The sequence below is a fragment of the Gordonia spumicola genome (assembly GCF_009932475.1).
Classification (GTDB): Bacteria; Actinomycetota; Actinomycetes; order Mycobacteriales; family Mycobacteriaceae; genus Gordonia; species Gordonia spumicola.
The window spans coordinates 819,627-832,149 of sequence record NZ_BJOV01000003.1 but is presented as its reverse complement, the minus strand read 5'-3'; the positions used below and the strand labels follow the sequence as shown (position 1 = coordinate 832,149).

Annotated in this window: 11 protein-coding genes; 8 read left to right on the top strand and 3 right to left on the bottom strand. The window is 69.8% G+C overall.

The genetic code is table 11. The features are described from left to right. The first annotated feature begins 5 nt into the window (after window positions 1-5). Both GYB83_RS09975 and GYB83_RS09970 read left to right on the top strand, forming a co-directional pair. Entirely contained in the window at window positions 6-1,340 is a 1,335-nt protein-coding gene (locus GYB83_RS09975; RefSeq protein WP_161895593.1) for an acetyl-CoA C-acetyltransferase, read from the top strand. A 131-nt stretch (window positions 1,341-1,471) separates the two neighbouring features. Continuing rightward, window positions 1,472-3,157, top strand: coding sequence for a VanW family protein (locus GYB83_RS09970; protein WP_161895331.1), 1,686 nt, complete (start codon window positions 1,472-1,474; stop codon window positions 3,155-3,157). A gap of 1 nt (window position 3,158) precedes the next feature. Here the strand turns inward: GYB83_RS09970 and GYB83_RS09965 are convergent, their stop codons facing one another. Further along, window positions 3,159-4,328, bottom strand: a complete 1,170-nt coding sequence (locus GYB83_RS09965) for a hypothetical protein (protein WP_161895330.1) — start codon at window positions 4,326-4,328, stop codon at window positions 3,159-3,161. Between the two features lie 160 nt (window positions 4,329-4,488). Between GYB83_RS09965 and GYB83_RS09960 the strand changes: the two genes are divergently transcribed. Then, window positions 4,489-5,265 (top strand): SDR family NAD(P)-dependent oxidoreductase, encoded by a 777-nt coding sequence (locus GYB83_RS09960; protein WP_161895329.1) that lies wholly within the window; start codon window positions 4,489-4,491, stop codon window positions 5,263-5,265. Between the two features lie 166 nt (window positions 5,266-5,431). Next, the gene (locus GYB83_RS09955) at window positions 5,432-5,944 is read left to right on the top strand and encodes a glycine cleavage system transcriptional repressor (protein ID WP_161895328.1); all 513 of its coding nucleotides are present in this window, start codon (window positions 5,432-5,434) and stop codon (window positions 5,942-5,944) included. Between the two features lie 60 nt (window positions 5,945-6,004). On the opposite strand, the gene GYB83_RS09950 is transcribed toward GYB83_RS09955, so the two are convergent. Beyond that, a complete protein-coding gene (locus GYB83_RS09950) occupies window positions 6,005-7,225 on the bottom strand; it encodes an MFS transporter (protein ID WP_161895327.1) in 1,221 nt (406 codons plus the stop codon). A gap of 91 nt (window positions 7,226-7,316) precedes the next feature. On the opposite strand from GYB83_RS09950, the gene GYB83_RS09945 reads away from it, so the two are divergent. Further along, on the top strand, window positions 7,317-7,640 hold the full coding sequence (locus GYB83_RS09945; protein WP_161895326.1) for an ArsR/SmtB family transcription factor: 324 nt from the start codon (window positions 7,317-7,319) through the stop codon (window positions 7,638-7,640). Window positions 7,641-7,714: 74 nt separating this feature from the next. Further along, window positions 7,715-8,191, top strand: coding sequence for a hypothetical protein (locus tag GYB83_RS09940; protein ID WP_161895325.1), 477 nt, complete (start codon window positions 7,715-7,717; stop codon window positions 8,189-8,191). A gap of 192 nt (window positions 8,192-8,383) precedes the next feature. Here the strand turns inward: GYB83_RS09940 and GYB83_RS09935 are convergent, their stop codons facing one another. Then, window positions 8,384-8,548, bottom strand: coding sequence for a hypothetical protein (locus GYB83_RS09935; RefSeq protein WP_161895324.1), 165 nt, complete (start codon window positions 8,546-8,548; stop codon window positions 8,384-8,386). Between the two features lie 176 nt (window positions 8,549-8,724). Here GYB83_RS09935 and GYB83_RS23595 point away from each other — a divergent pair, with 176 nt between their 5' ends. Both GYB83_RS23595 and GYB83_RS09930 read left to right on the top strand, forming a co-directional pair. Continuing rightward, a complete protein-coding gene (locus tag GYB83_RS23595; RefSeq protein ID WP_228461360.1) occupies window positions 8,725-9,027 on the top strand; it encodes a hypothetical protein in 303 nt (100 codons plus the stop codon). Beyond that, window positions 8,979-12,470: an nSTAND1 domain-containing NTPase gene (locus GYB83_RS09930; protein WP_228461358.1), complete on the top strand. Its 3,492-nt coding sequence runs from the start codon at window positions 8,979-8,981 to the stop codon at window positions 12,468-12,470. The genes GYB83_RS23595 and GYB83_RS09930 overlap by 49 nt, the downstream gene beginning before the upstream one ends. Window positions 12,471-12,523 lie beyond the last annotated feature (53 nt).

Below are 12,523 nucleotides of genomic sequence, written 5' to 3'. Positions count from 1 at the left end.
CAACAATGGTCCCCTCGCAACCAGGAGTACCCGTGGCCTCGTACACGCCCCGCAAGCCCGAAACCCGCCAGCAGCGTCCCGTCGCCATCCTGGGCGGCAACCGCATCCCCTTCGCCCGCCAGGACAAGGCGTACGCGACCGTCAGCAACCAGGAGATGTTCACCGCGGCGCTCCAGGGCCTCGTCAGCCGTTTCAACCTGCAGGGCGAGCAGCTCGGCATGGTCGCGGGCGGCGCGGTCCTCAAGCACTCGCGCGACTTCAACCTGATCCGCGAGTCGGTCCTCGGTTCGGGACTGTCGCCGTACACCCCGGCGTTCGACCTCCAGCAGGCGTGCGGCACCGGCCTGCAGGCCATCGCGGCCGTCGCCGACGGCATCGCCTCGGGTCGCTACGACGTCGCGGTCGGCGGCGGCGTCGACACCACGTCGGACGCCCCGATCGGCGTCTCTGAGGACATGCGCCGTCAGATGCTCGAGGTGAACCGCGCCAAGAGCACCCCGGACCGCATCAAGGCCGCCCTGGCGCTGGTCGCCAAGCTCGGCATCGAGATCCCCCGCAACGGCGAGCCGCGCACCGGCATGTCGATGGGCGAGCATGCGGCCATCACCGCCAAGGAGTTCGGCATCAGCCGCGCCGACCAGGACGAACTGGCCGCGGCCAGCCACCAGAAGATGGCCGCCGCTTACGACCGCGGCTTCTTCGACGACCTCATCACCCCGTTCCACGGCCTGACCCGTGACGAGAACCTGCGTCCCGGTTCGACCGTCGAGAAGCTCGCCACCCTCAAGCCCGCCTTCGGCGTGAGCCTGGGCGACGCGACGATGACCGCGGGCAACTCGACGCCGCTCACCGACGGCGCGTCGACGGTACTGCTCGCCAGCGACGAGTGGGCCGCGGAGAAGAAGCTGCCCGTCCTCGCCTACCTGGTGGACACCGAGACCGCGGCCGTCGACTACGTCAACGGCCCCGACGGTCTGCTGATGGCCCCGACGTACGCCGTTCCGCGTCTGCTCGAGCGCAACGGCCTCACCCTGCAGGACTTCGACTTCTACGAGATCCACGAGGCGTTCGCCTCGGTCGTCCTGTGCACCCTGCAGGCATGGGAGTCGGATGAGTACTGCCGCGAGCGCCTCGGACTCGACAAGGCGCTCGGCTCGATCGACCGCAGCAAGCTCAATGTGAACGGCTCGTCGCTGGCGGCGGGTCACCCGTTCGCGGCGACCGGCGGCCGCATCATCGCCCAGGCGGCGAAGCAGATCAAGGAGAACGGCGGCGGCCGCGCCCTGGTGTCGATCTGTGCCGCGGGCGGCCAGGGCGTCACCGCGATCGTCGAAGGCTGACATCATTTCGGCGGACCCTGTAACGGCAGGGTCCGCCGAAGCTATAGACCCGATAGCTCCGGCTGAACCGCCAGACCCCCGACCCGGCGGTTCAGCCGGAGTTCTGTCTTCTGCATAAGATCGTGACTGTTGTGAACTCTTCGTCGAAGCGCACGAGCGCACGAGCCCTGATCGCGCGCGCATCCATCGCCGCGGTCCTGCTGGTGGCGCTCGTCTTCGCCTTCGACGTCGCACTCGGCCACGGGAAGACGGCCCGCGGCGTCCGGATCGCCGAATTCGATCTCGGCGGGCAGACCGACGCCCAGGCGAACGCCACTCTCCGGCAGATCGCGGAACTGTCGCACGGACCGATCACCGTGAGGACCGCGTCCGGGACCGCGGCCGTCGACCCCTCGGAACTCGGAGCCGACTTCGACGTTGACGCCACCCTCGCCCGACTCAAGGAACAACCGGCGAATCCGTTCACGCGGCTCGCCGCGATGGCCGGGTCCACCCGCCAAGTGACGCCCGTCGTCCGCATCGATCGCGCCGCGTTCGACAAGGCGCTCGACGCGCACAAGTCGACCCTCGAACAGGCCGCCGTCGAGGGCGGCGTCCACTTCGACGGGCTCACCCCGATCGGCGACGAGCCCGCGGCCGGCATGCGGATCGACCGCGACGCGGCCCGGCGCACCGTCGCCGACCACTGGGTGGCCGGGGGCGTCGTCGACCTCGCGATGGAGCCCTTCTCGCCGACCGTCACGAAGACGACCGTGGACGCCACCGTGCGCGACGTCGCGCCGCAGGTCACGTCCACCCCGATCCGTCTGACCACCCGCGGCCGGGACGTCGTCGTCACCCCGCGCGAGCTCGGGTCGCTCGTCACGTTCGTGCCCGACGGCAAGGGCGGCCTCGTCCCGCACGTGAAGCCGGACGACGCGAAGAAGTTGATCGCCGACCGCACCGACAAGACCGAGTCCGACCCGGTCGACGCCACATTCCGGCTCGTCGGCGGCAAGCCTTCGGTGGTCCCGTCGGTCGACGGCGCGAAGGTCGACTGGCTCAAGACCGCCGATGCCATCGCCGCGGCGTCGATCGGCGAGGACCGCAAGGCCGACGTCGACTATGCGGTCACCCGGCCGAAACTGACCACGTCGGCGGCGCGCAAGCTCGGCGTCACCGAGATGGTCTCGGAGTTCACCACCGGCGGTTTCAGCGGTCCGTCCGGCGAGAACATCCGCATCGTCTCCGAGAAGGTCGACGGCGCCGTCGTCCTGCCGGGGAAGACGTTCTCCCTCAACGGCTACACCGGTCCCCGCGGCACCGCGCAGGGCTACGTCGAGTCGGGGATCATCGACCACGGGCGGCCGTCGACAGCCGTCGGCGGCGGCATCTCCCAGTTCGCCACCACGCTGTACAACGCCGCGTACTTCGCGGGCCTGCAGGACGTGGACCACACCGAGCACGCCTACTACATCTCGCGGTACCCGGAGGCTCGGGAGGCGACCGTGTTCGAGGGTCTCATCGACCTCAAGTTCAAGAACGACACCAAGTACGGGGTGTTCATCGACACGGAGTGGACGTCGTCGAGCATCACGGTCCGGCTGTGGAGCACCAAGACGCGCGACGTGGAGTCGATCACCGGCGACCGGACGCTGCCGACGTCACCCGAGACCGTCGACGTCCCGCGGGGCGGCGACTGCGTCGCCAGCAGCGGACTGCCGGGGTTCACGGCGTCGAACACCCGCGTGATCCGCGATCACCGCACCCGCCGCGAGATCAGCCGTCACACCCGCACGGTCCGCTACGCGCCGGAGCCGATCGTCCGCTGCCGCTGAGTCATCCCCACGAGCCGATCGAGCCGTTCTCCGACGAGCCGAAGTCGATGCCGCCGATCGGTCGGGTGCAGGTCACCACGCCGATCCCAGATCCCGGTGTCGACGACACGGCGTCGACGCGCAGGACGTTCGACGCGCCCTGTGTCGACCGCGCGGTGCGGAACAGGGTGAACGGGGCTCCGCCGATCGTGACCTGCTGATCGAGGGCGTTCGTCGCGGTGAACCCGACCGTGTCGGCGACCACCGTGGTCGCGGTGGGGCGGGCGCCCGATGTCGAGCACTGGATCTTCGCCGTCATCGACGTGCCGGGCGCCACGGACAGTCCGGTCGCGTCGAACGACTGCGCCGCCAGGGTGACGGTGCCCGCGGTCCACGACGGGACGGAGCCGTCGGTCAGGACCACACCCGACGTCTTCGCGATTCCGGGCGACGTCACCACCGATGCGGCGAGGACGACGCTTCCGTCGTCGGCCTTCACCACCCCGCCGTTGTCGACGGTGCCGCCTCCGGTGCTCGCCTCGGGCACGGTCAGCAGGCCCGTCGTCGTGTGCACCGCAATGGTGGCCCGACCGTAGAGTCCGGCTTCGCCCGATCCTCCGGAGATCGTGCCGTTGTTCGTCAGTTGCGAGGCGTGGATCTGCACTCCGTGCGCCGCCGACAGCTGCGCTCCCGCGTTCACCGACACGGTCCCGTTGCTCGCGGTGGTGCCCGCGACGGCGCCGTCGGCGAACAGGGTCGGCGACACGTATGCGGTCGTGATGGTCAAGCGGTCGGCGGTGATGCTCGCACCCGAGCCGAATGTGAGGCCGTCGCCGATGCTCACGTACAGGAGACGGCCGGTGCTCTGGATCGATCCTTCGAACGCCGTCGGGTTGGGCTGATCGGAGATGATCATCGTCACCGACTCCGGCGACGGCGTCGTGATCTTCAGCGTGTTGCCCGCCGCGAACTGGAAGTTGCTGAACGAGACTGCCGCGCGGTCGGTGGTCTGCGCGAGAGTCGCGACGTTCGCGGTCCCGCCGGGTGCTTCGGCGATCGTCCCGACCATGACGTTCATGCTGCCCGGAAATCCGGCGGGCAGCGCGCCGGCGTGCGGCGGGGCGATCGCGGTCGCGGCGAGGGCGACGACGACCGCCGCGATCGCTGATGTCAGTGTGCGTGTACGGCCCATGGCGTCGCCCTCACTTCTCGCCGAGACCCGTGACGTTAGTCCGGTCGCGGCGGGGGAGTCGGGCGATCGCCGACAGTCACCTGTTCGACCCACAACGGGACGAGAACGCGTTGCAGACCCGGCCTGTGTCAGCGGTCACGGATTGGTTATGCTCGCGAGCATGGACATCACTGGAGCAAGTGCAATCGTCACCGGCGGCGCGTCGGGCATCGGCGCGGCTGCGGCCCGTCGTCTCGCCAAGCGCGGCGCGAAGGTCGTCATCGCCGACCTGAAGGCCGAAGACGGCGAGGCCCTGGCCGCCGAGATCGGCGGCGCGTTCGTCAACGTCGACGTCACCAACACCGAGCAGATCGAGGCGGCCATCGCCAAGGCCCTCGAGCTCGGCCCGCTGAAGGCCGTCGTCAACTCGGCCGGTGTCGGCTGGGCGCAGCGCACCATCGGCAAGGACGGCGAGTACTCGTCGGCCCACGACCTCGAGCTGTACAAGAAGGTCATCGGCATCAACCTGATCGGCACGTTCGACGTCGTGCGCCTCACCGCGACCGCCATGAGCCGCAACGAGCCGGGCGCCTCGAACGAGCGTGGCGCCATCGTCAACCTCGCATCGGTCGCCGCGTTCGACGGTCAGATCGGCCAGGCAGCCTACTCGTCGTCGAAGGGCGGCGTCGTCGGCATGACCCTGCCCGTCGCCCGCGACCTGTCGGCCGTCGGCATCCGTCTGAACACCATCGCCCCCGGCCTGATCGACACCCCGATCTACGGCACCGGCGAGGCGTCGGAGGCCTTCAAGGCGAAGCTCGGTGAGAGCGTCCTGTTCCCGAAGCGCCTCGGCGTGCCGGACGAGCTGGCCTCGATGGTCGAAGAACTCATCACCAACTCGTACATGAACGCCGAGGTCGTCCGCGTCGACGGCGGCATCCGGATGCCCCCGAAGTAGTACGAGCGCACTCTCTCCCCGCCCTTCGAGCGCAGTCGAGAAGTTCGTCCGCCGGTTGTGACGCCATAGGCGACACAACCGGCGGACGAAACTGTTTCCAGGTGTTCGAGCACTCGGCTGCCGCGTCCGGCGGACGCCACGGGGGATCGTCGATAGGGTTCTCCTCATGCGGAATCTCGTGTTGTCGGTGATCGGTGACGATCGCCCGGGTCTGGTGTCGGCGCTGTCGGACGCGGTGGCGTCCAACGGTGGAAACTGGGAACGGAGTCAGCTGGCTCAGCTGGCCGGGAAGTTCGCGGGCATCGTCGTCGTGGCGGTGCCCGCCGATCAGGCCGACGCCTTGATCGCGGCCGTCACCGGGCTGGACGGGCTCCTCGAAGTGGCTGTGCACTCCGGTGACGACGCCGCGCCCCGCGACGGTGAGTGGGCGTCGTTGACGATCAGTGTCCTCGGCAACGACCGCACCGGCATCGTGCAGGAACTGTCCGCCGCACTCAGCGCGAGCGGTGTGACCATCGAGAACCTGATCACGGGCACCCGCGAGGCCCCGATGGCGGGCGGGCTGCTCTTCGAGGCCGAGATCCACGTCCTGGTTCCGCCGACGGTCGACCTCGCGACGGTTCGAGCAGACCTCGAACGGATCGCCGCGGAGCTTCTCGTCGACCTCGATCTCGACTGACAGAACTTCGGCACTCGCGGCCGCGCTCAGCGCGGCCTCGAGTGCCGACGTTGTCGGTCGCTATGCGGTGGTGCGGGCGCCGAGCGTTCCCATGATCGCCGCGCCGAGACAGGCGACGGAGATCGCGCCCGCGAACCAGGGGAACACCTGCGCCGTGCCGTACTGCGAGGCGAGGGCTCCCGCGATCACCGTCGGAATGCCCATCGCGAGGTATCCGAGCAGGTAGTAGGCGCTCATCACGCGGCCGCGGGCGTCGGGCGGCGTCACGTCGTTCAGGTGGCGCAGCGATCCGCCGAACGCCAGCCCGAACGCGATGCCAAGGGCTATCGAGTCGGCGATGACGAACACCGTCGAACCCGTGTTGAGTGCCCACACGGCCCCGCCGAGCGACACGATCATGCCGATGTGCCCGACGACCGCGGAGGTCCGCGGATCGAAACGCCCGCCGACCCACTGCGACACGGCCGACGCGGCGGCCATCACCGCGACGACGATGCCGACGAAGATGATCGACGTGTGACCGGTGGAGTGCTGCGTCAACGCCGGGTAGAGGCTCAGGAAGACGCCGAGCACCGACCACGCGCTGAGGATCCCGATCCCGGAGAACCAGAAGTCGGCCAGCATCGGGCCTGGCACGGACGGCCGCTGGATGCGGATGCGTGCGCCGGTCTTCTCGGTGTGCGGCTCGATGAGCACGATCACCGCGACAAGCATCACCACGACCACGACGCCGACGATCGCGAACGGGACGCGCAGCGGGTTCGACGCCCACTGGGCGGCCGATGCGGCGCCGAAGACCGTCAAGGCGATGCCCACATTGAGGGCGACCCCGCTGAGCATGCCGTTGCGGGCGCCGCCGTGTGGGCGGACGTCCAGCAGGGCGGCGCCCGCGACGACGGTGATCGCACCGATCGCGCTGCCGTGAAGGAACCGGGCGACGATCAACTGCCACTCGCTCGTCGCGATCAGGAACAGCCCGAGTCCGGCGAGGATCGCGACGAGTGCGGAGATCAGGACCGGCTTGCGCCCGACCGCGTCGGAGATCGGACCGACCGTCAAGGCCGACCCGAGTGCGCCGATCGCGTACACGGCGAAGACGACGGTGATCGAGACCGGACTGAGGTGCCATTCCTGCTGGTAGATCGGGTACAGCGGCGACGGGAGCCCGGAGACTCCGAGCGCGAGCGCCAGCAACGCGAGCAGCAGGGCGAACGACCAGCGCTGCGGATGGACGGTCGTCGTCGGAGACGGCGTCGTGGTGCCGTAGGCGGTGGCAGTCATGGCGACCTCCGAGTATGTTTGACGACTATCGAACAGTAGCGAGGCTATACGACCGTTCGACGATCATCAAACTATTTTCGGAGAGTGCAGCATGACCAGCAGTGACACCGTGGCCCAGACCCCGGTCGCCGACCTGCAGACCGTCCTCTCCGCGTTGGCCGATCCGGTCCGTCTCGAAATGGCGCGCCGCCTGCAGCACGTGGAGTCGCTGTCGTGTGCCGCGCTGTACGAGAGCGTCACGAAGGCGACCGCGAGTCATCACTTCAAGATCCTGCGTGAGGCTGGCGTCGTCGAACGTCATGCCGCGGGACAGGGCGCGCGGTACTCGCTGCGCGCGGACGACGTCGACGCGGCGTTCCCCGGACTGCTCTCCGCGGTCCTGTCGGCCGCCGACGCCGGTCTGCGGGCCGAGTGAGTCCGATCGACCATTCGCATGAATTCGCCGCTCACCGCGGTGGCTCGAGCGGTGGGGGCTCCTAGGGTCGAGGCGTGAGAAGAGTCGTCGCTGTCCTGTTCCTGCTGGCTATGACGAGTGTCGCCGCTTGTGGTTCCGGAGACGACGAGACGGGGTCGACGACGGCTCCCCTCGGCACGCTGCAGAACCGGTCGCAGGCCTCCGAGGTCGACCCGAGTCCGTATCAACGCACCGGTGACCTCTACGTCTTCGCCGCCGGCAGTCAGATCACGTGCGGCATCGGTCGGGCGTCCGACGGTCAGATGGGCAATCTGACGTGCCATCTCCCGCCCGGCGCTCCCTACAACGGGGCGCTCGCCGTGGACATCGACGCGAACGGCGTGAAGGCCGCGGTCTGGCCGCGCTGGTCGGGCGCCCCGCAACTGGCGGTCGGATCGGCGATCACGGTCGGGACCGGTCGATGCGAAGTGACCGCGCCCGACACCGTCCGCTGCTCGAACCACGGCGGCTGGGTCCAGACGTCTCCCGCGGGCACCACCGCTTCCGGGTGAGCGCCTATTTGCCGACCGATCGCCATGCGATCGTATTCGGGGCGTCGATGGGAGGCTCCGAACGCGGTGGATGGGTCTACGCGAACCAGTCGTGGACGCGTGGGTGTCGAGTGCGACGACGTCGACGGCCCCAGAAAACGGTGCTGCCGCCACCATCCCCCGTCGGATGGTGGCGGCAGTCTCCGTGACGGGTCAGCCCAGGCTCCCGATGGGCGTCCCCGAGTCTCGTGTCGAACCGGGTGAGGATCCGGCGTCTCCCGCCATCGCCGGACCTGTCACCGCGATCACCACCAGTGCGATGGCCGCGACGATGACGGCAGCGAGCTTCAACAGCGACAGCTGCAGGCTTCTGGTCATCGGGCGTCCTCTGGTGGATGGGGTTCGATTCGGTCATCGACCGACGCCACAAACGTTAGGGGACGCGTCGACGCCCGCGCCGGATTCTCGTACGCGGGTGCGGTATCACGCCAGGTGAAAGGGCATTTCCGTTTGTCCGGTCCGGACAGGCTCGCCCCATGACTTAGGCTCGTCTGGTGACTTCGACGCAGCAGACAGACGCTTTCGGCGCCGCGCTGCGCATGCTTTTCGTTCAGGCGGGCCGTCCGACGCTCGAGTCGGCCGCGAAGGCCGCGTCGCGCTCCGGCGCATCACTGTCGCGGCAACGGATCAGCGACTGGCGCAACGGTCGCCACATCCCCCGCGACTACGCCGTCGTCGAGCCGCTCCTGACGTGGCTCACGGTCCGTGCGATCGACTCCGGCGCGGCGGACGTGGTCCCGCTGGCGACATGGCGGGAGATCTGGGCGGCCGCGCAGAGCGAACCCCGTCGACGGTGAAGCCGCCGATGCTGACGAGCGCGCCGTTCCGCGGCCTCGCCCCGATGACCGAGGCCGACGCCGACGTCTTCTTCGGGCGCGCGACGACGATTGCAGCACTCGTCGAGCAACTCGACGCCGTGTCTCGATCGGACGGTCTGCGCATCGTGGTCGTCACCGGTGTCTCCGGCGCGGGGAAGTCGTCGGTGCTGCGCGCGGGCCTCGCGAGCGCACCGGAACCGTGGAACCGGCCGACCCGACTCGCCATCGGCGACGACGGACTCCACGTCGACCGTGCCGAACTCTCGGAACTCGCGGTCATCGATCAGTTCGAAGGCGTGTTTGCCCTCGAACCGTCGGTCCGCGACGAGGTGATGACGACGGTCGAGCAGTTGGCGACGAGGACCACGCTCGTCCTCGGCATCCGAGCCGACTTCTTCGACGCCTGCCTGGACGTCGGGTTCCTGGCGACGGCCTGGCAGGAGCGGTCGGTGATCGTCGGCGAGATGTCCGACGCGCGGCTCGGCGAGGTGATCCGCGAGCCGATCCGACTGGCGGGCGGGCGCATCGATCCGGGCCTCGCGGACCTGTTGATCCGCGACCTGCACGACACGGCGACGACGGACGATCGGGCGGGCAGACTCCCGCTGCTCGCGCACACGCTCGAGCGCTTGTGGGCCACGCGGTCGGCGAACAGCATCACGGTGGCGACCTATCGGCGACTCGGCGGAATCGCGTCGGCGATCGCCGACACCGCGGAGGACGCGTGGACGACGATCGCCGCGGACGATCACGACTCGGCCCGAGCGCTCCTCCTGTCGCTCGTGCGGTTCGGGCCGCGCGGGGTCCCGCTGCGGGCCCGCGTCGACCTGTCCGATCTGCGCGACCGCTTCCCCGGCCGGGCCGACCGGATCATCGACGTGTTCGCCGATGCCCGACTCATCACGGCGGGTTCGTCGGTCACCTTCATCCACGACGCCGTTCTGACCTCGTGGCCGCGCCTGGCGACCTGGATCGCCGACGACGCGGACATGCTGCGGTGGCGTCAACGGCTGGCCGACGACGCCGTCGCCTGGGCCGAGAGCGGACGCGACGGCGACCTCTTGTACTCGGGCGGTCGACTCGTCGAGTCGCTGGAGAACCTCGAGGGTCTCGGCGAGGTCCGCCGCGATCTCCTGACCCCGTGCGGACTGAGGTTCATCGACGAGTCGGTGCGTCGACGCCGCCGTGCCAAGACCCTGCGGGTCGGCACGATGGTCGTGATCGCCGTCCTGGCGCTCGCCGCGGGTGTCGCCGCGGTCACCGTCAACCGGCAGGCGGGCGATCTGGAACGACAGCGCAACGTGGCCGAGCGCAACGCGCTGCTGTCCGACATCGACGGTCTCGTCTCGTCGGATCCGACCACGGCCGCGCGGTTGACGCTCGCCGCCGAGCGCAGGTTCCCCGGTGACGCCGACTTCCGCGAGCTGCTGACGTCGGCGTTGTCTGCTCCGCTGGCGGCGACGCTCGACGGGCACGGCGCTCCCGTCTACGACGTCGCGTACTCGTCCGACGGCTCGCTGCTGGCGTCGGCGAGCAACGACCGGACCGTCCGGCTGTGGCGCCGAACGTCTGGTGCGACGCCGTTCGCGCAGTTGGCGACGATCTCGGGATTCGGCAACTTCGTCACCTCGGTGACGTTCTCTCCGACGCGTCCGCTGCTCGCCGCGGCCAGCGGCGACGGGGCGGTCCGTCTGTGGAACATCGCCGATCCCGCGGTCCCGCGGAGGATCGCCGAACTCCGGTCGGGCCGGGGGACGTCGTACCTCACCAGGTTCAGCCCGGACGGTTCGCGGTTGGCGACCACGTCCGACGACGGGACGGTCACGCTGTTCCGCATCGACAGCGACGACGCCGCGCCGACGGTGCGGACCGACCTCCGCGGTCACCGGGGCGCGGTGCGCGCCATCGCCTTCGACAGTTCGGGCGGGCTGCTCGCATCGGGCGGTGAGGATCAGACCGTCCGCCTGTGGCGGGTGACCGGAGACGGGGCGGTGTCCGCGGGCGATCCGATAGGCGGGTTCCCCAGCATCACGCACGCGCTGGCGTTCCTCCCCGGCCGCGACGTCCTCGCCGTCTCCGGCGACAATCCGTCGATGTCGCTGTGGAACGTCGCCGACCCGGCGTCGCCCCGCGTCGAGAACGCGGGCCTGTCCGGCGTGACCGCCGGGTCGTGGTCGATGGCCGCGGACCCGACCGCGCCGTTGCTGGCGCTCGCCGGGGTCGACGGTGTGGTGCACGTGTGGAACGTGACGACGACGACCTCCCCGCCGATCGTGTGGGACCTCGAACGCTCGGATACGCGCGGCGACGTCCGGGCGTTCAGCGTCGGCTTCAGCCCGAGGGGCGGCGAGGCGGCGGTCGGACGGTCGGACGGCCGGATCGACGTGTGGCGGCTGCCACCCCGCGCCCAGCCGGCTCACGGCGAGGTCATCAGCGGCATCGCGCAGAACCGCGCGGGGGCGGTCATGGCGACCGTGGGAGCCGACACCCGCCTGAACGTCTGGACGCACGACCGCGACGGCTGGCGTCGACGCGGGTCGACGCCCATCCAGCGCCGCGTCAACGACCGACCGAACGTCGCGATCAGCGACGACGGGCGGGTAGCGGCGACGGCCAACAACAACGGCGGCTCGATAGAGCTGTGGGACCTGACCGACCCGGACCGGCCGCGGCAGGCCGCGACGATCTCGACGGGGACGCGCTACACGTCGACGGTGGCGTTCGTCCCCGGTCGGCGGGTGCTCGTCGGCGGAGTGTCCGACACCGCGGTCGCCATGTGGGACGTCGCCGATCCGGCCGCGCCCGCGCCGCTCGGCGGACCGCTCGAGGGACCGTCCGACCTGATCCGTGCGATCTCCGTCGACGACCGCGGCGGTCGTCTGGCGGTGTCGTCCGACGACGGCCACGTCTATCTGTACGACGTCGCGACGCGGCGACGACAGGCGACGATCCCGATCAGGGCCGCGGTGAGCGACGTCGTCTTCGACCCGACGGGCAGGTACCTGTACGTGGCGGCCGACGCGATCACGCAGTGGCGGGCCGACGACGGTGCGCCCGTCGCCCGGTTCGACGTCGACGACCCCGACCTGCTGTCGGTGATGGACGACGACACCCTGCTGGTCGGCACCGACGCTCGCGGCATCGTCGCCTATCGGCTCGGCGACGACGGCGATCTGTCGGACCGGCGGGTGGTGACGCCGGTGTTCGGCGGTTCGCGGTCGTCGACCGCGCGGTGGCAGTTCCCGTCCAGGATCGCGGCTCCGGACGTGTTCGTGACGGGCGGGGAGACCACCGGCCTGCTTTACGAGGCGTCGCTCGATCCCGCGGACGGTCGTCGCTGGATCTGTTCGGTGACCGCGCCGCTCACCCCGGCGCAGGCCGATCGCCACCGCATCGCGTCGGGCGACGACTCCTGCGCCTGACGTGGTGTCGCCGACCATGTAGGAGTTGTCGACGCGCGACACCGCGAAGACGA